This window comes from Pontibacter silvestris, assembly GCF_020907275.1.
In the GTDB taxonomy this organism is placed as follows: domain Bacteria; phylum Bacteroidota; class Bacteroidia; order Cytophagales; family Hymenobacteraceae; genus Pontibacter; species Pontibacter silvestris.
Genome location: NZ_JAJJWI010000016.1, coordinates 81,757 through 105,185, shown reverse-complemented (window position 1 = coordinate 105,185; position 23,429 = coordinate 81,757). Strand labels below are relative to the sequence as shown.

The 23,429-nt window shown below is 41.4% G+C and carries 19 protein-coding genes; 17 read left to right on the top strand and 2 right to left on the bottom strand.

The window, feature by feature from the left end; genetic code table 11:
• Positions 1–90 precede the first annotated feature (90 nt).
• From LN995_RS15160 to LN995_RS15140, 5 genes are all read left to right on the top strand, one after another.
• On the top strand, positions 91–633 hold the full coding sequence (locus tag LN995_RS15160; RefSeq protein ID WP_229961929.1) for a DinB family protein: 543 nt from the start codon (positions 91–93) through the stop codon (positions 631–633).
• Positions 634–958: 325 nt separating this feature from the next.
• A complete protein-coding gene (locus LN995_RS15155; protein WP_229961928.1) occupies positions 959–1,858 on the top strand; it encodes a LysR family transcriptional regulator in 900 nt (299 codons plus the stop codon).
• 78 nt (positions 1,859–1,936) lie between these two features.
• Positions 1,937–3,136: a threonine synthase gene (locus LN995_RS15150; protein WP_229961927.1), complete on the top strand. Its 1,200-nt coding sequence runs from the start codon at positions 1,937–1,939 to the stop codon at positions 3,134–3,136.
• A gap of 209 nt (positions 3,137–3,345) precedes the next feature.
• Entirely contained in the window at positions 3,346–4,344 is a 999-nt protein-coding gene (locus tag LN995_RS15145; RefSeq protein WP_229961926.1) for an aldo/keto reductase, read from the top strand.
• 506 nt (positions 4,345–4,850) lie between these two features.
• The gene (locus tag LN995_RS15140) at positions 4,851–5,450 is read left to right on the top strand and encodes a hypothetical protein (protein WP_229961925.1); all 600 of its coding nucleotides are present in this window, start codon (positions 4,851–4,853) and stop codon (positions 5,448–5,450) included.
• Position 5,451: 1 nt separating this feature from the next.
• On the opposite strand, the gene LN995_RS15135 is transcribed toward LN995_RS15140, so the two are convergent.
• Positions 5,452–6,060, bottom strand: a complete 609-nt coding sequence (locus LN995_RS15135) for a hypothetical protein (RefSeq protein WP_229961924.1) — start codon at positions 6,058–6,060, stop codon at positions 5,452–5,454.
• 758 nt (positions 6,061–6,818) lie between these two features.
• Here LN995_RS15135 and LN995_RS15130 point away from each other — a divergent pair.
• The 4 genes from LN995_RS15130 to LN995_RS15115 all read left to right on the top strand — a co-directional run bounded on the left by LN995_RS15130 (position 6,819) and on the right by LN995_RS15115 (position 11,566).
• On the top strand, positions 6,819–8,327 hold the full coding sequence (locus LN995_RS15130) for a sensor histidine kinase (RefSeq protein WP_229961923.1): 1,509 nt from the start codon (positions 6,819–6,821) through the stop codon (positions 8,325–8,327).
• 20 nt (positions 8,328–8,347) lie between these two features.
• Positions 8,348–9,049: a sensor histidine kinase gene (locus tag LN995_RS15125; protein ID WP_229961922.1), complete on the top strand. Its 702-nt coding sequence runs from the start codon at positions 8,348–8,350 to the stop codon at positions 9,047–9,049.
• Between the two features lie 29 nt (positions 9,050–9,078).
• On the top strand, positions 9,079–9,492 hold the full coding sequence (locus LN995_RS15120; RefSeq protein ID WP_229961921.1) for a response regulator: 414 nt from the start codon (positions 9,079–9,081) through the stop codon (positions 9,490–9,492).
• 112 nt (positions 9,493–9,604) lie between these two features.
• Entirely contained in the window at positions 9,605–11,566 is a 1,962-nt protein-coding gene (locus tag LN995_RS15115; protein ID WP_229961920.1) for a hybrid sensor histidine kinase/response regulator, read from the top strand.
• Between the two features lie 123 nt (positions 11,567–11,689).
• Here the strand turns inward: LN995_RS15115 and ffh are convergent, their stop codons facing one another.
• On the bottom strand, positions 11,690–13,024 hold the full coding sequence (gene ffh, locus LN995_RS15110; RefSeq protein ID WP_229961919.1) for a signal recognition particle protein: 1,335 nt from the start codon (positions 13,022–13,024) through the stop codon (positions 11,690–11,692).
• A 249-nt stretch (positions 13,025–13,273) separates the two neighbouring features.
• Between ffh and LN995_RS15105 the strand changes: the two genes are divergently transcribed.
• The 8 genes from LN995_RS15105 to LN995_RS15070 all read left to right on the top strand — a co-directional run bounded on the left by LN995_RS15105 (position 13,274) and on the right by LN995_RS15070 (position 23,411).
• A complete protein-coding gene (locus tag LN995_RS15105) occupies positions 13,274–14,599 on the top strand; it encodes a glycosyltransferase family 4 protein (protein ID WP_229961918.1) in 1,326 nt (441 codons plus the stop codon).
• Between the two features lie 246 nt (positions 14,600–14,845).
• On the top strand, positions 14,846–16,468 hold the full coding sequence (locus LN995_RS15100) for an AMP-binding protein (protein ID WP_229961917.1): 1,623 nt from the start codon (positions 14,846–14,848) through the stop codon (positions 16,466–16,468).
• A 171-nt stretch (positions 16,469–16,639) separates the two neighbouring features.
• Entirely contained in the window at positions 16,640–17,659 is a 1,020-nt protein-coding gene (gene pseB / locus LN995_RS15095; protein WP_229961916.1) for a UDP-N-acetylglucosamine 4,6-dehydratase (inverting), read from the top strand.
• A gap of 16 nt (positions 17,660–17,675) precedes the next feature.
• Positions 17,676–18,878, top strand: coding sequence for a UDP-4-amino-4,6-dideoxy-N-acetyl-beta-L-altrosamine transaminase (pseC, locus tag LN995_RS15090; protein WP_229961915.1), 1,203 nt, complete (start codon positions 17,676–17,678; stop codon positions 18,876–18,878).
• Entirely contained in the window at positions 18,878–19,585 is a 708-nt protein-coding gene (gene pseF / locus LN995_RS15085) for a pseudaminic acid cytidylyltransferase (RefSeq protein ID WP_229961914.1), read from the top strand. Before pseC ends, pseF begins: the two co-directional genes overlap by 1 nt.
• Positions 19,557–21,047 carry a UDP-2,4-diacetamido-2,4,6-trideoxy-beta-L-altropyranose hydrolase gene (gene pseG, locus LN995_RS15080; RefSeq protein ID WP_229961913.1) on the top strand — a complete coding sequence of 497 codons (1,491 nt, stop codon included), beginning with the start codon at positions 19,557–19,559 and terminating at the stop codon, positions 21,045–21,047. The genes pseF and pseG overlap by 29 nt, the downstream gene beginning before the upstream one ends.
• A 24-nt stretch (positions 21,048–21,071) precedes the next feature.
• Positions 21,072–22,115 (top strand): pseudaminic acid synthase, encoded by a 1,044-nt coding sequence (gene pseI / locus LN995_RS15075; RefSeq protein WP_229961912.1) that lies wholly within the window; start codon positions 21,072–21,074, stop codon positions 22,113–22,115.
• 3 nt (positions 22,116–22,118) lie between these two features.
• Positions 22,119–23,411 (top strand): glycosyltransferase family protein, encoded by a 1,293-nt coding sequence (locus LN995_RS15070; RefSeq protein ID WP_229961911.1) that lies wholly within the window; start codon positions 22,119–22,121, stop codon positions 23,409–23,411.
• The last annotated feature ends 18 nt before the right edge of the window (positions 23,412–23,429 follow it).

Sequence of the window (23,429 nt, the reverse complement as noted above, 5' to 3'; positions counted from 1 at the left end):
ACTTTGCTTTTAAATTATTTTTTATTAGCTTAGCTACAGTACAAAAACATAAGCCCCATGAGAACTACCTCCTATAGTCACATCCAGCTTATGAATCCAAAACTGGAAATTAAATATTTAAAGTTAGAGAAGTCGAGGAACCGTCTTTTTGACGAATTAGATGGACTGGAGGGAGAAATGCTTAACACACCGCCTGCTGAGGGAAAGTGGTCAATAAACCAGATTATAGCACACTTAATGCTCGTTGAGAAACTTAGCGTGGATTACATTCAGCACAAAATAGAAAAAAAACAACCTCTGCCCCTCTCTTCATTCTCAAATTCTTGTAAGTCGCTTTTAATGAAAGCAGTTTTACAATCTGGCATTAAGTTCAAAGCACCGGAATCAGTGGCTTCCGTACCTGCTACAGCTACACTGTCTTCGCTCAGGAACCAATGGGATGAAGAACGATTTAGGTTAGAGGATGTACTAACAGACCTGCCACACAACTTGTTTGATAAATGCCTCTTTAAGCACCCTTACGCTGGCCCTCTGTCTATCACCCAGACGCTGATTTTCTTTCAGGACCACTTCAACCACCACCTTCGCCAAATACAGCATCAGAAGCAAGTGCTATTGAAGCAGACAGATTAAACTACTCTGATTTTTGTTCTCCATTATGGACATTTCTATCAGATTCTACAGCTTTCCTTTGTACAGCCAACTGATAAATCCATATTCCAATATCCCTTCTTAAATGGCAGCCATACAATAATAGATACATATCCTAAATCTGCCGCTGAACCTTCCTGATATTTAAAGCACGTCACATTTAAGTATACATATTGCAAGGATTCGCAGCATAAATAAAACTGTACTATTTGCTGCACCATATAAAACAATGATTTAATCGGTAATATTATTAGCCTTATTTACCTTTGATGCTGATAAGCAGAAGATATTTACCATATTATACCCCATGCTCTCCCATCAGCACGAAATTTTTCTAGAGGTTGCACGAGTGCTTAGCTTTACGAAGGCAAGTCAGCTGTTATACATTAGCCAATCTGCTATTAGTAAGCAGATTAAGGCACTGGAAGAGTTTTATAAAACAGGATTATTTGAGCGGCATGGCAACACTATTAGTTTAACCCCTGCAGGTCAACTCTTGTACAATAAGCTATTGATAGCAAAACAGCTGCAGCAAGAACTTTACCAGGAGTTCAAGGCGGCTAATGAACAATTTTCGCCACAACTGCGCATGACTATTGGAGCCAGTACAACCATTTCTCTTTATATTCTTCCACCCGTACTCTCTGCTTACCTCCAGAAAAACCCAAACGTCCAGCTAACACTAAAAAACAGAAACAGCCAGAACATATTAAAAGCCTTACTGGACCATGAAATAGATCTGGGCATTGTAGAAGGAGTTAATAAAGTAAGTAATGTCACCTACACTCCTGTGCTAACAGATGAAGTAATTGCTGTTTGCTCTAGCAAAAATCCTTACATAAAGCATCGACTTGAACTCAAAGATCTTTATAATACCCCCCTGGCTTTACGCGAACAAGGATCAGGCACGCTGGCAGTGCTGGAAGATGCTCTTGATAAGAAGCAAGTCAAGTTAACAGATCTGCCTATAAAAATACGCCTTGGTGGTACAGAGGCCCTGAAGAATTTTGTGCGGGTAGATACGTGTCTCTCCTTTCTGCCTAGACAGGCGGTAACAAAAGAATTACAGACAGGTGAACTGGTTGAGGTAAAAATTCAGGACCTTACTGTTATAAGAACCTTCAACTTTATCCAACGCAAAGGCACAGAAAATAATCTTCCCTATAAAGATTTTATACAATTTACAAAGCGGCAGTATTCCAAATAGGAATAGCCTATTCCTAAATTCCATTTTGTTTTTTCATGGTTCAGAGGCTACTTGTTCTAAAATTCACCTCCAGCCATTATGCAACCTGCAACAGAAACCATAAGCCGCATCAGCCTGTTAGAATGCTCTGCCTGCGCAAATACCTGTTCTGCTTTTTCACTTCAAAGAACTTCAGACTGCTGTTCCATGCCACTTGTGGCAAGGTATGAGCAGGCAGAACTGCTGCCTAAGGAGGTGTTAACGCATCGGGAGGGCACCATGTGGCGGTATCGGGAACTTCTGCCAGTATTAAGCAATGAACACATAGTGACCTTAGGGGAAGGATTTACGCCCCTGCTCAAATTGCAGAACCTATCTAAAGAGTACAGCTTAGACTCCCTTTACTTAAAGGACGAAGGGCAAAACCCCACCGGATCTTTTAAAGCCCGGGGATTAAGCATGGCAATATCTAAAGCTAAGGAATTAGGCGTGACTGGCTGTATTATACCTACTGCTGGTAATGCCGGTGTGGCCATGGCAGCATATTGTGCGAAAGCAGGCATGAAAGCTGTAGTCGTAATGCCCAGACACACGCCAAAAGCCTTCAAAGAAGAATGCTACTGGTATGGTGCTGAAGTTCATCTGATAGATGGTTTGATAAATGACTGTGCCGCCAAAGTAAAAGAACTAAATGCAGATGGTAAACTCCTGGATGTTTCTACCCTGAAGGAGCCCTATCGGCTGGAAGGTAAAAAAACCATGGGTTATGAGATTGCAGAGCAAATGAGCTGGCTGTTACCTGATGTTATACTTTACCCGGCTGGCGGCGGCACAGGATTAATCGGTATCTGGAAAGCTTTCTTTGAGATGCAGTCTTTGGGCTGGCTTAGCGCAGAGGTGATGCTACCACGGATGGTTGCCGTGCAGGCAGAAAACTGCAAGCCTTTGGTAGATACTTATTTTGCAAAACAGAAAAATTCACAACAGTACGTAGGAAAGCCCACCATCGCCAATGGCTTGGCTGTACCAAGGCCTATAGGCGAGCAGATGATGCTGAAGGTTCTAAAAGAATCGAAGGGAACGGCAATTAGTATTACGGAAGAGGAAATGATACAGGGGCTACAGGAGCTTGGGAAACAAGAGGGCCTTTTTGTTGCGCCAGAAGGGGCAGCCGTATGGATGGCAGCACGAAAGCTTATAGGCACAGGCATAATAGCACCAGAAGAAAAAATATTACTACTAAACACTGGTTCCGGGCAAAAGTACCTGGAAAATGTTGCTGGAGCTTACAATAAATAAATTTTATCGGATAATTTCTAACTAAGTACGTCATGGGGCCTGATAGCTGACATGGCGTACTTTTTCATTTTATGCTTGAGCAAATATTCGTGGCATAAACAAAAGCTTGGCTAAAGCAATTATACATAATGTAAAGAAATGCTTACCCATTTTGCGCAAATTGCAGTATAGTACACTTAGTTAGCAAAACTCAGACTTCAACCTTATATATGGAACACAGAACCTTAGGAACATCAGACCTTAAAGTATCAGTCATAACCTTTGGCGCATGGGCAGCCGGAGGCTGGATGTGGGGTGGCACTGAACGAAAAGATGCCATAAAAGCCATTCAGGCAGCTTATGATAACGGAGTAACCTCCATTGACACAGCTCCAATTTATGGACAGGGAACCAGTGAAGAGATTGTGGGCGAAGCCATTAAAGATTTGCCAAGAGACAAAGTACAGATCTTGACCAAATACGGCATGCGCTGGGACTTAGCCAATGGAGAGCTTGCCTTCCAAAGCCAGGATAACCAAGGCAATGACATTGATATTTACAAGTATGCTGGTAAAGACAGTATCAGAAAAGAATGCGAAGACAGCCTTCGTCGCTTGGGTACTGACTATATTGACCTTTACCAGATTCACTGGCCGGACCCTACCACTCCTATTGAAGAAACCATGGAAACAGTGGCACAGCTTATAAAAGAAGGCAAAGTGTTGCAGGCAGGCGTATGTAATTATGATGCAGAGCAGATGAAAGAGGCAAATAAATATGTGCAGTTAGCTTCTAACCAGGTTCCGTATAGCATGGTCAAACGCGATATTGAGGCTGATGTAGTACCCTATTCAATCGAAAACAAGAAAGCTATTTTAGCTTACAGCCCGTTGGAGCGCGGTTTGCTTACTGGTAAAATGAAACCAGGATACCTGTTTAGTGAAGGAGACCACAGAGCCGGCTTATACTTCTTCAAAGATGAAAACTTGAAAAGAACCAATGAGTTTCTGGAAAAGATCAAGCCTCTGGCAGATGAGAAAAACGCAAGTCTTAGTCAACTGGTTATCCGCTGGACAGTTGAGCAGCCGGGCATCACAATTGCACTTGTTGGGGCACGTAATGCTGAGCAGGCAGTACAAAATGCCAAAGCTATTGACGTTAAGCTAAGCCAGGAGGAGATAAACTTTATTACAGAACATTTAAACAAACTGGAGCTGGTAAAAGCTTAAAGCACATATCAGTCTGAAGTTTACTTACCAGGGAAAACAAAATTTAGGTATTTACACGGCAGGAGCTTAAAATCTGTTATTATAAGCTTAATAAAGAAATGAAGCGGCACTTGCTGGTTAATACCTGAACCCTGGCTTACTAAATTTGTGTTGTACTTCACCTTGTTATGTAATTTTTACTAAGATTAATCACCTCTGATTGCTTATCTTTATTATTACTTTTGAAAGTCATAAACAAAGAAGCTATGTCTAAACTCAAGAAGAGTCTTAAAAAGCTTGGTATAGCAGGTTTCTTATTCTTCCTGATTAAAGGATTGATATGGATTTTTATTTTTTTAGGCGGTGCCAAACTTCTATTTGATTAAGTTAAAAATTTTGGCACTATAAACAACCAAGCATAACCTAAGAGTAAACCACACTTTACTTTACATAATACTTCAACCACTCTATCAATAGTAGCCTTCCCTGGCTTGATCAATTCAAGAATTAAAACTTCATAAACTAATATGCCGGAGCAGTTTCTTCATATGGGCCTTGACTATGGTTCCCAACTTGCCGGAACTACTGCGGCGGCTATGCTTGTAGAGGGACAAGTTCAAATATGGCAAAGTAAGAAAGGGCAAAATGCTGATGATTGGCTGCTAAACCTTGTTCAGGAAGTAAAGCCAAAACTCATTTATATAGATGCACCTCTTACATTACCTGCTGTTTATTCTCAAACTCCCCTTACTGTTAAAGCAGATTTTTTCTATCGTGTCTGTGACCGGGAGGTAAAAGCAATGTCTCCAATGATTATCGGAGGCCTGACAGCAAGAGCTATTAAGCTAAGAACTCAATTAGCAACTGCAGGGGTTGCTACGCTCGAAACATATCCTACACAGCTTAAGCACCTTCTTTTTCCCCACCTGGAGAACTATAAGAAAGACCTGAAATATCTTACTGAGTTTACAGAAGCACTCGAAGGTATGATAAACTTTAAAATAAATATTCCTCCTGCAAACTGGCACCAGTTAGATGCAATGCTGGCCTGGTACAGTGGTTGTCGGCATTTGCAAAAGCAGTCTGTGCTTTATGGTGATGCCACAGAAGGGAGGATTATTGTTTAATCTAGAGATATCCACTTGCATCATCAGCTGTTTCCAGTGCGCTGAACTCTATTTGCAGGGCCTTAATTTTGACTTCATCATCTGTAGGCAGGTCCTGACCAATCACGCTTTTCCGGTCATTCAGTTTCTGTAGAACACGCTTAGCCATATCCCAATCTTCATTCGACCAGGTCTCATTTTGCTTGCGCACATTTTCTATAAACGTCACATAAACATCCCGTACATTCTGACGGTTGATAGTAGAAAAATCAGCATATTGCCCCAGTAGGTTTCGCTCCCAGGCAGCTATTTTAGCCTCAGAACGAGAACGTTCATAGGAATCGTCCAAGCTTCGAAACTCATTCTTAAGCTGCTGATAGTCTTGTTTAAGTTCATTCGTAAAATGCTCCTGCTGTTCATCCAGGACCTCTGTCCGCTGTTTAAAATCCTGTTTTACCTGCTGCCAATCTTCTTTAGAACGGTTTGCTACATTGGTCGTCTGTGAACTCACCCAAGCCCGGAAATCACTTAACTCATCCTCAACTTCCTGGTCACGGGATGTAGCACAGCTGCTAAGCCCAAGACTAACAAGTACCATAAACCAAAGTAATGTTTTAAGTTGGTTTCTCATTTTTCATAAAACTCTTAATTAAAAATGCATTACACTAACTTTAGCTTACGAAGCTTAAGCATAGAAGATTACTTTGCCAGCAGGCTTAAAGAAGTGTCTGCTACTGAACATTAAGATAACAGAGAGGAAAGGAAAGGCCAAGAGTATCAAAAGAATGAATATCCTAGTATTGAAACTGCCTAAAAAAAGAGAAAGGGTTGCCAGTAGCTACCCCCTCTTTATGGTTACCTAAAATTTATTCACTTAAACAAACTAACGTTAGTAAACATAACAACTTTAGTATACACTTCCAACATTATAATAATATTCTTTTCCTTAGTTCCAGAAGAGCTTAAAGTTAAAAGATAATTTAACTGAGTGAACAGTCATTAAAGCAGATAGGTACTGTACCATTTTACGCAGCTTATTCGATGTATTTGAATATATTTTGATGGACCAGACAACGATAAGCAGTTAAGATAATATTTTGATATAGGCTGTCTGAGTAAAAGAGAAAAAAGAGTAGCTTATAATTCGTGCAAAAAAGAGGCATTCAAGGCTTACGTTCAGGTTTCGATTCCTTTCACTATAAAAGCACAGGACCATGAAGCTATTTAATGTTAAAAATATCAGCAAACTATTTAGTACATTTTAAAGTTTTACAAGACTTTGCGTTTGGAAATATCAGTATAATTTTATTTTCTTTGCGGCATTAAATAAGTGCAAAGGTTGGGAGAAAAAACTAGTTAAACTCTTACCTTCTTTATATTTTCTCCTTTATGAATTTACTCACCAAGATTTACCTTGCCTTTGGCTCAATTCTTTTAATATTCAGCTTTGTTACCCTTACTTATGTAAAGCAGTCAGACAATGTTGCATTCAACATGCATCAAGCTCTTAATTCGGCTCAAGTGATGCGTTTGTCTGAAAGTATGGAAAAAGCTGTTATTGATATGGAAACAGGTGTACGAGGTTACCAAGTATCTGATAATGCTGCTTTTCTGGAACCTTATTATAAAGGCAGAGAAACATACCAGGAAAGGCTCTCAGAAGTAAAAGAACTCGTAGACAATGCTTCCCAAAAACAAAGATTGGCAGTTATTGATTCGTGTGTAAACGAATGGCTGCAAGTTTTTGCAAATCCATCAATTCAACTACAAACAAAAGCACTTTCTTCACCAGCCGAGATAGCTGCTTATCATGAGTTCCTGGTTAAGTACATTCGTAAGGGAGTAGGCAAAGAAATGATGGATAACATTAGAATGCAATTCAGTGCTTTTGATAAACATGAAAGAGCATTAAAAAACGATAGACTGGAAACACTGGATAACTCTTTAGCATTTACAAATGATCTTTCTGTGAGCCTTACAATTTTCTGTATTTCACTTGGTATTGCCATTGCACTTGTACTGGGTAAAACAATTAGGAACAGGCTGAATGAAATTGCGTCGATGGCTAATGAAGTGGCACAAGGGCATTTTAATGCACGCATTTCAGATAACAGGGACGATGAAATTACCAGGGTATCTCAGTCTTTAAACGTAATGGCGCAGAGGCTGGATAACAGTTTCACAGATCTGAAAAAGATAAACAATGAACTTGATCAGTTTGCCTATGTAGTTTCTCATGACCTTAAAGCTCCATTAAGGGCTATAAATAGCCTGGCAGAATGGATTCAGGAAGACCTTCCAAATGTAGAGCCAGATATTCAGCGGAACCTTGAGCTAATGCGTGGGCGTGTATTCAGAATGGAAAATCTTATCAATGGTATTCTTGACTATTCCCGCATTGGCCGGAAAGAACTTCCACAAACTACGTTCTCTGTCACAAAACTTGTAAATGACATTATAGATTCATTGGCACCTGCAAGCAATGTCAGCATACAGGTTAAAGGGATACTCCCAGAAATAACTGCAGAAAGAATACTACTGGAGCAGGTATTTGCAAACCTTATTGGTAACGGGATAAAGTATAACGACAAGCCAAACCCAACTGTAATAGTAAGAGGACGAACATTAGACAATACCTACGAATTTACTGTAGAAGATAATGGCCCTGGTATACCTGCAGAATACCATCAAAAGGTTTTTGGTATTTTCCAGACCATGGAAGCCCGAGATACCCGGGAAAGCACAGGTGTAGGCCTGGCTATTGTAAAGAAAATTATCGAAGAAAAAGGCGGTACTATTCGTCTGGAGTCGGAGGAGGGTATAGGAACCAGCTTTATCTTTACCTGGACCCGAGCCACAGTAAAAGCCAATGCAGTTAAGTCACCTGTAACCGTTTAGAAACACCACAATCCAGCATTATGCAGCAAGCTGATACCACTAAAGAGCAACTCGAACAGCTAAAGCAAGAGTTTGAGGAATTTGCCTACATTGTTTCGCATGACTTAAAAGCCCCCGTACGCGCCATTGCAAACCTGTCGCATTGGATTGAAGAAGATCTAGGAGATAATATTTCAGAAGATGTACGGCAAAACATGGACCTTATGCGAAACCGTGCTAACCGCATAGAACGCATGATAGAGGCTCTCTTAAAGTACTCCCGCGTTAACAGGCAGGACCTCGACATTGCTCTTACTAATGTAAATGAGTTACTGAAAGCTGTACAAGAGGCTTTAGGTTCTGAAAAAAGTCTGGTACTTCATGTTTCTCAGTCGCTACCAACTTTTGATACTTATAAAACAAAGCTTTACCAGGTTTTCACGAACCTCTTACAAAATACAGTATCTTTCAGCCCAAAGCCTGTTGTAAATGTTACAGTAGAATTTTCAAAAAAAGGTACTGACTATGAATTCGTAGTTTCTGACGATGGCATAGGAATACCAGAAGAAGCCCTTGACAAAGTTTTTAAGCTTTTCTACACAGTTTCTCCAAAAGATTCTGTTGATACGGTAGGTGCAGGATTGGCTATTACAAAAAAAATAGTTCAATTTGTGAACGGTAAGGTCGAAGCAGAACAAAACTCTCCGCATGGAACTACTATTCGTTTTACCTGGCCAAGTTAATTAAAAGACCATAATAGAATATATATTATATGAGCGAAAAAGTAGTAAATATCCTACTTGTTGAAGACGACGAAGTAGATGTAATGAATGTGCAGCGGGCATTCAAGAAGAACAGCATCAAAAACCCTCTTTTTATCGCCCGTAATGGATTGGAAGCATTTGAAATGCTTCGAGCTGGCCAGGTACCTTTTCCGCACATTATTATTTTGGATATCAATATGCCAAAAATGAACGGCATAGAGTTTCTGCGTGAGTTAAGAAGTGATGAGGAGTTAAAAAGTGCAAGTGTTTTCGTTATGACTACTTCTAATGAAGACAGCGACAAATTGAACGCTTACAATTTGAATGTAGCAGGTTATATTCTTAAACCTCTTTCTTTTGAGAAATTCATTTCTTCTGTAGCTACATTAGACAGCTACTGGAAGCTTTGCGAACGTCCCTAAACTCTCTCCTATTACCTGTTCCCTTAAAGCTCCTTCCCCTGTTGATTTCTGAAAACACTCTTCATATCGCGTTAGAAATAAACAATTTGAAAGTACAACAAAGACATTGCTCATGCCTGCTTATTTAGATGCTAAAGACGAACCTTCAGAAGAACTACACATTCTTATAATTGATGATGATGAGGTAGACCGGATGATTATCCGCCGGTCTATGCAGAAAGCTAAGCTGCAGGCACAGGTTTACGAAGCAACAACAGCTGCCGAAGGTTTGCAGCTAGTATCGTGCAGAATATACAACTGTATATTTATCGATTTTAAACTGCCTGACATGGACGGTCTGGAGTTGATGGAGCAGATACACCGGAAAGGTGTTCAAGCTCCCATACTGATAGTGACTTCACATGGTGATGAACGACTTGCAGCTAATGCGATTCGTTTCGGTGCTGCAGATTATCTTCCTAAAGCGCTTCTTACTCCGGAAGGTATCTCTAGAAGCATTCGAACAGCTATCCGTTTACAAAAAGTAGAGGCAAGCAGAAAAGAGGCCGAAGAGCGTCTTAGAATGACCCAGCATCAGCTAGAATTTGTAATATCAAATACTCCCATGATTGTTACCAACATTAACGGGGATGGTATTTTTAAATTTGCCAGCGGAGCAGGCTTCAGTCTTCTTAACCTTAATAAAGATGATTTATTAGGTAAAGCTTACTATGATGTTTTCGCGGATTCTCCTCGCCTTTTGAACCGGGTTGAACGAGCTTTAGCAGGAGAAACAGTCCAATCTATAGATGAGACAAACGGAAGTTATTTTAAAGCGCATCATGTACCTATTCTAAGTGACAATAATAGTGTAACAGGCGTTACAAGCTTTGCTTATGATATAACAGAAAGCATTATAAATGAGCGGGAGCTTATACAGGCGAAAGAACTAGCAGAGCAGTCTGTGCGTGTAAAGGAGCAGTTTATTGCCAATATAAGCCATGAGATACGAACACCTATGAACGGTATCCTTGGCTTAACCAGTATATTACAGAAATCAGAACTTGACAATGAGCAGAAGAAATATCTAAAAGCCATCCAGACATCTGCTCAAAACTTAATGGTCATCATTAATGATTTACTTGATTTCTCTAAAATAAGCGCTCAGCAGTATTCATTTGAGGAAATTACATTTAACATAAATGATCTTATTCAGGAAACAGTAGACCTGATGGATGTCAGAGCCAAGGAAAGAAACAATACTCTCTCAACTTATACTGATAAGAAAGTTCCGGAATTGCTGCAGGGAGACCCGCTACGCTTGAAACAGGTTTTACTAAACCTGATCGGTAATGCCACCAAGTTTACTGAAAACGGGGGAATAAAATTGCTGGTGCATAGCATAGAAGAAAGAGCAGATAATGTGATGCTGGAGTTTACTGTAGAGGATACGGGTATTGGTATACCAGCAGACAAACTACAGGCTATTTTCGAAAGCTTTAACCAGGGCAGCAATGATACAACACGTAAGTACGGTGGTACAGGATTAGGCTTAACTATATCTAAAAGCCTTGTAGAGTTGCAAGGTGGTACCATAGCTGTTCGAAGCCAGGCAATGGTAGGAAGTGCTTTTACCTTTTCTCTGCCATTTAAAAAAGTTAACATAAGCTCCTGCCCTAAAGAACAAGACGAAGCATTAGATATAGAATATCAGCATGGGGAGTTAAAAGGACTGAGAATACTACTGGCGGAAGACAATGAGATAAACCAACTCCTGATTAACACGGTATTAAGCGACTGGGAAGTTTCAGTTGATACAGTTGCTAATGGCTTAGAAGCATTAGCAATGTTTGATACCAATGCCTATGATATTATCTTGATGGATATGCAGATGCCAGAGATGGACGGATACGAAGCTATCAATAGGATCAGAACATCGGGGGTGGCGAATGCTGCATTACCTATAATCGCGCTTACGGCTCATGCAACAACAGGAGAAGTTGAAAAGTGTATAGCCGCTGGAGCTAATGCCTATGTGTCAAAACCTTTTGAACCGGAAGATCTTTTCCAGACAATTATGCATTTAACCCGCTAAAGTTATACCTGTCAACCCTTTTTGAGTTCCAGGTTAGAGAATTACACTTCAATACCACATAAAGCAGAAGGGGCGATACTTTGAAAGTATCGCCCCTTCTGCTTTTATTACTTGAAAGAAGTTCTAACGCTTCATCATGTTGGCCATATTGGCTAAACCACCACGCTTACCTGCCATTTTATTCATGGAACGCATCATCTTGCGCATATCATTAAATTGCTTCATCAGGTTATTCACCTGCTGAATATCAGTGCCACTACCTTTTGCAATACGGTTGCGGCGACTACCATTAATCATATCAGGGTTTTCACGCTCAGCCGGGGTCATAGACCGGATAATAGCCTCAATAGGTTTAAAGGCATTATCATCAATTTCTATATCTTTTAGAGCTTTGCCTACACCTGGAATCATTCCAACAAGGTCCTTAATATCCCCCATCTTCTTGATCTGCTCCAGCTGCGTCAGGAAGTCATCGAAGTTGAACTGGTTTTTGCGGATCTTCTTGTTAATGCGTTTTGCTTCATCCTCGTCAAAAGCCTGCTGCGCACGCTCCACCAGGGAAATAACGTCACCCATACCAAGAATACGCTGCGACATACGATCCGGGTAGAACAGGTCAAGAGCTTCCATTTTCTCACCAGTAGAGATAAACTTAATTGGCTTCTCTACAACTGCACGGATAGAAAGGGCTGCACCACCACGGGAATCACCATCTAACTTGGTAAGAACCACCCCGTCGAAGTCAATGCGCTCGTTAAAAGTCTTGGCTGTGTTTACCGCATCCTGACCAGTCATAGAGTCTACAACAAAGAGAGTCTCCGTCGGGTTAACAGCTTTCTTGATCTCCGCAATCTCTTTCATCATCGCCTCATCCACGGCCAAACGACCGGCGGTATCGATGATAACAATTTTTTTGTTCGATTTTTTAGCGTGCTCAATAGCGTTTAACGCTATCTGTACCGGGTTCTTATTCTCCAGCTCAGTATACGCCTCAACGCCTACCTGCTCTGCCAGCACCTGCAACTGGTTGATGGCAGCCGGACGGTACACGTCGCAGGCAGCTACCAGCACATTACGGTTCTGCTTTTTAAGGTAGTTAGCCAATTTACCAGTAAAAGTTGTTTTACCGGAACCTTGCAAACCAGCGATCAGGATAACAGCAGGATCACCTTTGATGTTAATATCCTGCTTCTCCCCACCCATTAGTTCGGTGAGTTCTTCATGCACGATTTTCACCATCAGTTGACCAGGTGAAACCGCAATTAATACGTCACGGCCTAAAGCCTCGTCCTTGATTTTATCGGTAACCGTTTTGGCAACTTTATAGTTTACGTCGGCATCAACCAAAGCACGGCGTACCTCTTTGATAGTTTGCGCAACGTTGATTTCCGTAATGCTTCCCTGCCCTTTCAGCGTTTTAAAGGCGCGGTCTAACTTGTTACTTAAATTATCAAACATCTCTTTTTCTGGATTTACCTACAAAAATAAGCATTATCTGCTTTAATTACGAATTATGGCCTATGAAATACACCTGCTAAACTGCAAAACTATATAGTTTTGACGCTACTACACTCTAATATCCCGAAGAAACACTCAAAAGACTAAGCAGCAACACTTGCAGGGCTAAACAGCAGCAGTTGCAAACCGTAAAGCAAAAGTGGTATAATATTTTTTATCTTTGAAAATTCAGAACATCAAGAGACAGCTTTGAAAGAACAAACTACCCTAAACATCCTATTTATTTCCTACTACTGGCCTCCTTCTGGCGGACCAGGTGTGCAACGTGGTCTCAAATTCATTAAATACTTTCCTCAGGCCGGAATAAACCCAACGGTACTTACTGTAGATGAAAAGCAGGCCTCCTACCCTCTTCTTGACGAAACTTTTATAAATGAAGTTCCACAAGACCTGGAGGTTTATCGTACCAATACATCAGAGCCTTTTGAGTATTACAAAAAGCTTTCCGGAAAAAAGGAAATCCCGTACAGTGGCTTTGCTAATCAGAAAGCAAAAGATACTTTCGTAGATAAACTATTTAAGTTTGTAAGAGGTAATCTCTTTATACCTGACGCCCGTGTAGGTTGGAATAAACATGCTCTTAAACAAGCTGATAAGCTGTTACAAAGCAGCAAGTATAAAGCCATTATCACGACCAGTCCTCCGCATTCCACGCAACTTATCGGACTGAAACTGCGCAAAAAGCATGAAATAAAATGGGTAGCCGACCTTCGTGACCCGTGGACAAATATTCATTATTACGACCAGTTACAGCATACAGCTATAGCCAAAAGGATTGACGAGCGCTATGAACTACAGGTATTGGAGCAGGCTGATGCCATTATTGTTACCAGCGAAGATACAAAGCGCCTTTTTCTGAACAAGCCTGTCAATATCGACCCGAACAAAATACATGTTATTCCCAATGGTTATGACGAAGAGGATTTCAAATATCCGTCAGAACCACCAGAAGACACCTTCCTGATTACCTACACGGGTACCATTACAGAGAACTATAACATTGATGTTTTTCTGAAGGTAATAGCGCACCTAATGTCGGTGCACAGCGAGATAAACTATAGGCTAAGGTTTGTTGGCAAGGTATCAGATGGTGTAAAGGATAAAATAGAAAAAGCAGGAGTGCTGGGTATTACAGAATTCATTCCTTATGTGCCGCACGACCAGGCAATCCAATATCTGATGAAGAGCACTTTGCTATTATTAGCTATTGCCGATGTGCCTAGTGTTTATTCTAACGTGCCTGGTAAGCTTTTTGAATATCTGGCAGCTAACAAACCTATTGTTTGCTTGGGCCCTGTCCATTCTGATACAGACCATATTATAGATGAATGTGGGGCTGGTCGTCTCTTTCACTACTCTGCCTTTGACCTCATGCTGGACCACATGACTCAGATGAGCAAGGGCTGGAAAATTAATCCCAATCTCGACCTGCCACTTATCAACTATGGACGGTTTTCGAGGAGAGCTTTAACAGAGAAGCTGGCTGACGTTATAAGAGATTTAGTAGAAGAATAAAACTTCAGTATTACTACTTTCTAATATTAAATCATAAAAAAGCCATGTTAGAAATAGTAGCCCTCTAACTTAAACATCAAGTAAACATAACTGAATAACAACATGTTATCATACCCTGCATTCTTATTCATGATTAATAATTGCGTTTAAACTTTGTATAAATGCAATACAGTAAGCTTGTTTTAATGTTGTTTATGTTGCAACATTAAGGTTTTAATATATCAACATTAGCCAAGCACAATTTGCATGAATAACTCATCTTACAGCCATGGTGTAAGCAACACACCTCTGAAAGGAGAAACTATAGGAGAATGCCTGAGGCAGACGGTTAATAAGTATGGCGACCAGGAAGCACTTATTATGATTACTCAAAACTACCGCGCCACTTATAAAGAATTCTGGGCTCAAGTAGAGGAAGTAGCTAAAGGTTTAATGGCTTATGGCATCAAAAAGGGCGACAGAGTAGGTATATGGTCTCCAAACCGCGTGGAATGGGTGCTAGTGCAGTTCGCCACGGCACGGGTTGGAGCGATAATGGTTAATATTAACCCCGCCTACAAAGTAAACGACCTGAAGTATGCCCTTCGGCAAAGTAAAATTGACCTGCTGATAGCATCGCATTATTTCCGCCAGACCAATTACGTGGAGATGCTGAACCTTATCCGCCCTGAATGTGAATATCCGAAGCGCACCATTATTATGGAACGAGACTGGAACAGGTTTATAGAGGCAGGTAAAGTTATAACAGACAAAGAACTACATGAGCGGGAGCAAACGCTACAGTTCGACGACCCGATTAATATTCAATACACCTCCGGCACCACCGGCTATCCCAAAGGTGCAACGCTCTCACATCACAACATCCTGAATAATGGGTTCTTTATAGGTGAACGCCTAAAATATACTGAACAGGACCGGGTATGTATTCCGGTGCCTTTTTACCATTGCTTTGGTATGGTATTGGGCAACCTTGCCTGCATTACGCATGGGTCCTGCATGGTTATTCCGGGGGAATTCTTTGCTCCGGAACAGGTGATGCAAACAGTGCAGGATGAGCAATGCACAGCACTCTATGGCGTTCCCACTATGTTCATTGCCGAACTGGACCATCCTAATTTTCACAAATACGATTTCTCTACCCTCCGCACAGGTATTATGGCTGGTTCTAACTGCCCTATCGAAACCATGAAACTGGTACAGTCTAAAATGAACATGCGGGAAATAACGGTTTGCTATGGCATGACAGAAACCTCACCTGTTTCAACACAAAGCCAGTGCGATGACCCTTTAGAAAAGCGTGTGTCTACTGTCGGAACAGTTCACCCGCACCTTGAAGTAAAAATTATAGACCCGGAAACAGGCTTAATTGTGCCTCATGGCCAGCGTGGCGAATTATGTACCCGTGGCTACTCTGTTATGATTGGCTATTGGAACATGCCGGAAGAAACAGCAGAAGCCATTGATAAAAACGGCTGGATGCACACCGGGGATTTAGCAGTAATGGATGCAGAAGGTTATGTACAGATAGTAGGCCGCATCAAAGACCTGATTATCAGAGGAGGAGAAAACATTGCACCCCGCGAAATTGAAGAATTTTTGATGACACACGAAGCTGTGACCGATGTACAGATAATCGGGGTGCCCGACTGGAAATATGGCGAGGAAGTAATGGCATGGGTAAAACTCCGCAATGGCTATTTCACCAGCTCTGAAGAACTTAGGGACTATTGCAAAGGCCAGATTGCCACCTTCAAAATACCTAAATACTGGAAATTTGTAGAGGAATTCCCTATGACAGTAACTGGCAAAATAAGAAAAGTGGAGATGCGGGAAACTTCAGCTGCAGAACTTGGGCCGCAACAGGTATAGAATCAATAATGTGGAGTTACATCAACAAGGCGCACCTGACAAGTGCGCCTTGTTTGTTGAAGAACAAAAAAGTCTTATCCTATGAAGTCTGTGTCGTATAGCTAAATTAAGTAAATTGCAGCAAAAAGGGTGACTAAACAGCACTCTTCGTATAAAGCATAAAAACAGATAATGGCATTAGACCTTAATAATAAGTCTATATTAGTAACGGGTGGCACTGGCTCATTTGGAAAGAAATTTGTGGAAATGGTTTATGCCCGTTTTCCACAGGTAAAACGTTTGGTAATTTATTCCCGCGATGAATTGAAGCAGTTTGAGATGTCGCAGATCTTCCCGCACAGCAAACATAATTCTATCCGTTTTTTTATTGGTGATGTACGAGATGGCGAACGCTTTAAGCGCGCCTGTGAAGGCATTGACATTATTGTGCATGCAGCTGCTTTGAAGCAGGTACCAGCTGCAGAATATAACCCAATGGAGTGTATCAAGACAAACGTACTTGGCGCAGAAAACGTGATTAATGCAGCACTTGATTGTGGCGTTAAGGATGTAGTGGCTCTTTCTACGGACAAGGCTGCTGCTCCAATTAATTTGTACGGTGCAACAAAGCTTTGTTCAGACAAGCTTTTTGTGGCTGCCAACAATATGAAAGGCAAACGTGACATCCGTTTTTCAGTAGTTCGTTACGGCAACGTAATCGGCTCCAGAGGCTCAGTGGTACCTTTCTTCCTGAATAAGCGTTCTGAAGGTGTACTGCCTATCACACATCCTGATATGACCCGTTTCAATATATCTCTGGAAGAAGGTGTTGAACTGGTCTTTCATGCGCTGGCTAACCATTGGGGGGGAGAGATTTACGTACCTAAAATTCCATCTTATCGCATAACGGACGTAGCAGAAGCCATAGGCCCCGATTGTCGTCAGGATATAGTGGGAATCCGCCCTGGAGAAAAGCTTCATGAGGAAATGATCACTGAAACAGATTCCATAAACACAGCAGAGTTAGATAAATACTACGTGATCCTTCCTTCCACTCCGGTATGGAATGCAAATGACTTTTTGAAAGCAAACAATGGGAAGATGGTGGAAATGGGCTTTAAATACAATTCCGGAACTAACGAGGAATGGCTTACCGTAGAACAACTTCGTGCCCAGATTCGCAAACACGTAGACCCAGGTTTTACAGTGTAAAACTTAAAATTAAAACATGACGCAGAAATCAGAAGCCGTTCCAGAGACTAGCCCCATCCCCTACGGGCGCCAGCACATTACAGAGGCAGACATAGCTGCTGTGGTAGAAACCTTGCAATCAGATTTTCTGACACAGGGGCCAAAAGTTGAAGCTTTTGAGCGTGCCTTTGCCGATTATGTAGGTGCTAAATATGCCGTGGCCGTTTCTAATGGAACTGCTGCCTTACATTTATGTGCCATGGCGTTAGGTGTAAACGAAGAAACAAGAGTAATAACCACTCCCATTACCTTCGTAGCTTCTGCCAACTGCATTCGTTATTGTGGTGGCACTGTTGATTTTGCTGACATAGATTCTGCAACAGCCTTACTGGACATAGAGAGGGTACGCGAAAAACTGGAGAGCAAGCCTAAAGGTTATTACAGCGGTCTTATACCCGTAGACTTTGCTGGCAACCCGCTTAACCTGGAAAAGTTCCGCAAACTTGCAGATGAATATGGCTTATGGATAATAGAGGATGCCTGCCATGCGCCAGGTGGCTATTTTTACGACAGCCACGGCAACAAGCAAATCTGCGGCAATGGCCAGTATGCTGATCTGTCAATCTTTTCTTTTCACCCAGTTAAACACATAGCCACAGGTGAAGGAGGCATGATAACGACAAATAATGAATTGTTATACCAGAAGTTGCTAAAGCTACGCACACACGGCATTACCAGAAATCAGGAACTAATGGAGGAAAACCACGGAGGCTGGTATATGGAAATGCAGGAGTTAGGTTATAACTACCGCATACCAGACATGCTTTGCGCTCTTGGCATATCTCAATTGCATCGTGCCGATGCTGGTTTAGCCAGAAGAAAAGGAATTGCTAAAGTATACGACGAAGCTTTTTCAGACATAGCAGGAGTTGAAACGCTGCAGACAAACAAGGTTGCTATAGATGAAAGCGGAGATACAGGCCATGCCTATCACCTTTATGTTATTCTTGTACAGAATCGCAAGGGGCTTTATGATTTCCTGCGGGAGCGCAACATTTTTGCCCAAGTGCATTATATTCCAGCGCACACTATGCCTTACTACCGCAAACTCGGCTTTAAGAAAGGAGATTACCCGGAGGCAGAAAAATATTATGCCGAATGCCTCAGCTTACCAATATACCCAAGCCTGACACAGCAAGAACAGGAGTATATAATAGAGAAAGTGAAGGAATTTGTTTAATGAAAAAGATTGCAATTATTCCTGCCCGTGGCGGTAGCAAACGTATACCCAGAAAAAACATTAAGCCCTTTCTGGGGAAACCAATAATTGCCTATTCCATTGAAGCCGCTGTACATTCTGGTTTGTTTGACGAGGTAATGGTTTCAACTGACGATAAAGAGATTGCTGAAATAAGTAAGTGCTTCGGAGCCAGCGTTCCTTTTTTCAGAAGCACCGCCTCCTCAAACGATTTTGCTACAACAGCAGATGTTCTGACAGAAGTGCTGGAGCAGTACAAAAACAAAGGCAACACCTACGACTACGGTTGCTGCCTCTATCCTACTGCACCGCTAATCAATCAACAAACATTACATAAGGCGCAGGACCTGTTACTGCAAAAGCAATACAACTGCGTGTTTCCGGTAGTAAAGTTTAGTTACCCAATCTGGAGAAGCCTGAAGCTAGAAAATGGTAAAGCAGAAATGAACTGGCCTGAGCACCTTAACACCAGATCTCAAGATTTACCTCCAGCGTATCATGATGCAGGCCAGTTTTACTGGTTTCATGTTGATACCTTCCTGCAAAATAAAACCATTATTGGAAGTAATGCAGGAGCAGTTGAACTTGATGAAACCGAAGTGCAGGACATAGATAACCTTACCGACTGGAAACTGGCTGAACTAAAATATCAGCTTTCACATGAAAGGCAAAAGGATCAGGATGAATAAAACACGTATCATTTTTCGGGCAGATGGTAACAGTAAAATAGGTTTAGGCCATGTGGTGCGTTCACTGGCACTGGCACAAATGCTTCGGCATGAGTTTGAGTGTGTATTTGCCATACAATCTCCTGACATTTTTTTACAAGAGCAAATTAAACAAGTCTGTGATGGATTTATTACACTACCACCATGTTTACCTTCAGAAGATCGCTTTATCTATGAATTAAATGCCTATATATCTGAAGAAGAGATTGTAGTAGTGGACGGTTATAATTTTGATAAAGCCTATCAGGAGAACATAAAAAGCAAAGGCAGCAAGTTAGTTTGTATTGACGATATCAGTGCTTATCCTTTTGTGGCCGATATTGTGTTGAATCAAGCTGGAGGAGTATCAGCCGATACTTATAATATTGCACCTTACACCAAGCTGTTACTGGGTCCGAAATATGCTTTGCTACGCCCCCCCTTTCTAAACGCTGCGCTAAAAAAAAGAACTGTACCAAAAGGAGAATTAAAATTATTACTCAATTTAGGTGGTGCAGACCCAGCTAATCATACATTAGCTATAGCAAAGGAATTGGCAGCTAATATTACTGTCTCTCAAATACACATTGTTGTAGGAAGTGCTTACCTGCATATGGCAGAGCTGGAACAATGGATTGAAGAGCACACAAATATCAGCCTGTACAAAAACTTGTCTGCAGATGAGATGTGCCTTCTGATGACTAGCTGCCCTGTAGCAGTGACATCAGCTAGTGGTGTCGCTTACGAATATGCTTCTGTAGGAGGATTATTATATGTAAAACAAACTGCTGATAACCAACAGACACTATATCAATTTCTTATGAAGAGTGGCATAGCAACAGACTATAGCATGCTGCACGAAACACTTCAGCAAAAGTTAGAGCCAGAAGTTTATGAGGGACAAATACAATACCAACGGCAGTATTTTGACGGGCAAAGTCCGGAAAGGATATTACAAGTCTTTCAATCCCTGAATCAAGGCTCTAAGCTTACTGTTCGTAACGCCATTAAAGACGACCTGCTGCTGCTGTTTAACTGGGCAAATGACCCTGAAGTACGCAAACGATCTTTCAATAAGACTCCGATTCCATTTGATAGCCACTCAATCTGGTTTGAGGCAAAGCTTCAGGATAGAAACACTTTCTTATATGTTGCAGAAGTAAACAGTGAGCCAGCGGCGCATATCAGGTTCGAAATTAGCGATAATGAAGCCATTATCAGCTATTTAATAAGCTCCGCCTTTAGAGGCAAAGGATTAGGACATACTGTGCTGCTAAAAGGCATTAAAAAGCTGCAACAGCAATTACCACAAAGCCTACAGATAGTCGGCTTTGTGCAAAAAGATAATGTAGCTTCCATTCGTGCCTTCGAAAAAGCTGGTTTTGCTTATGCAGAGGCAGATGCAAAGTATCCTGATGCGCAAAAGTTTACGCTTTCTTTATAGCTGTTTAAGCAAGAGATATTACACATGATTAACGAAATAGACATAGCAGGCCGTTTAATTGGCCTTAACTATAAGCCTTTCATAATTGCAGAAATGTCAGGCAACCACAACCAGTCTTTAGAGCGTGCATTGGCTATAGTAGATGCCGCTGCCGATGCTGGTGCTGATGCCATTAAACTGCAAACTTACACCGCTGACACCATGACCATGCAGGGAGCTTTCACGATTGAAGATGAAAACTCGCTATGGAAAGGGCGTGAGTTGTATGACTTATACCAAGAGGCTTATACTCCATGGGACTGGCACCAGGCAATTTTTGAACGTGCTAAAGAGCGAGGTATCCTGGCATTTTCCTCTCCTTTCGATGAAACGGCTGTTGATTTTTTGGAAAGCATAGGAGCACCTGCTTATAAAATTGCTTCCTTCGAGAATACTGACCATCCGCTACTTCGGAAGGTAGCCTCTACAGGCAAACCTGTTATTATGAGCACAGGTGCGGCCACTTTATCAGAAATTGATGAGGCTGTAAGGGTACTGCATAATGCCGAATGCACTGAACTGATATTGCTCAAATGCACCAGCACTTATCCAGCCACACCAGAAAACACAAATTTAAATACTATTCCGCACATGCGGGAGTTGTACCAGGTGCAGGTGGGCCTTTCAGATCATACAATGGGAGTAGGTGCCTCTGTGGCTGCTGTAGCGCTGGGGGCTACTGTTATTGAAAAGCATTTTACTTTAAGGCGTGCCGATGGTGGTGTTGATTCTGCTTTTTCTTTAGAACCAGCTGAACTACAAGCTCTAGTGGTAGAGTCGGAAAGAGCCTGGCAGGCATTAGGTAAAGTGCAATATGGTGTGCAACGGGCTGAAGAAAAAAGCCGGTTGTTTAAGCGTTCAGTTTATGCAGCACAAAACATCAAAGCCGGAGAAGCTTTCTCCAAAGAAAATATCCGTGTAATAAGGCCGGGGTTGGGACTTGCTCCTAAATATTACGATCAGCTACTGGGGCAAAAAGCTAAAGCTGACATTAAAGCCGGCACGCCGCTAAGCTGGGACCTGGTGTAGTTCATGAACAAGTGGTATAAGCTTTACAGTAACATCCTTTACCTGCACTTTTCGGACGGATTTTATAAGCTCCCGGAAAGTGCTAAAAATGCTGTATCCCCCACAAAAGGATGGATGCGACTGTTGAGGATGGCTGGTTATACTGTAGTGCGGCTATTGGGAAACCTTCTAAAATCTGAAGAAAGGCCGGAAGAACTTAAAGGAAAGGTTTGGCTGTATGTGTTGAGCCAGAACAACTACGACAGCTTAAAATTTATACAGGAGGCAATACCCGAAGCTATATTAGTTGCAGGTCAACGTAAAGAAATCGGCAGCTACAATGGCGTCGTCAACAGAATATCCCTCCGATCAAAAATACTTTATTACTACAAGTTCTTCCCGCTGCTGTTCAATTTCCTGCGTAGGAAGCCCCAAAGTACCCGTCGTTTTTTTGATCTGATTTATGATGCAGTAGGGTTCTACGAGGTGTACCTGAAAAAGCTCCAGCAATATAAACCGGCCTGTATAATTTTTGCCAACGATCATAATGCCGACGCACGGGCCATGCTTTTAGCAGCCAACGCCTCAGGCATAAAAACAGCATATATTCAGCATTCCAGTGTAAGCACGCTGTTCCCTCCCCTTCAGTTTGACCTTAACCTTTTGGAGGGCCAGGACTCACTGGATAAATATAAAGCCTGTGGTCCGGTGGCAGGTGAGGTAAAATTAGTAGGAATGCCTAAAGCAGATGATTATGTAAAATATAGAAACTCAAACACAACAATAAAATCAATTGGTATAGGCTGTAACTTAATGGATCTTACAGAAGAGATAAAAGAACTTGTGCAATCTCTTCTATTTTCGTTGCCAGATGTAACAATAGTTTTACGTCCACATCCACGCGATAAAAGAGATTTTTCTTTTATAAAAGACATTGCGCCATCACACATCATTTTCTCCGACAGTAATAAAGAGTCTGCTTTTAAATTTCTCCAAAGAATTGATGTGCAAATAAGCGGCAACTCCGGTATTCACCTGGAAGCGGTTCTTCTTAATGTATGGTCTATTTATATTAACCTCAATCCGAGTGAGAACCTTTACGATTACTATGGTTTTATTTCTAACAACTTAGTAGATGCAGTAACTGACAGAGAGGGTTTAATAAACCTACTCAGAAAAAAATTAAACAGTAAGCCTGATGTTTATCTTAAAGCTCAATATTATAATGCTACCGTCGGCACTCAATATGATGGTTCGAGCAGTAAGTTAGCTTTAAAATATCTTGCAGATTTTATTTATCAATATATTAAAAAATAGAAATTTTTAATATATTGA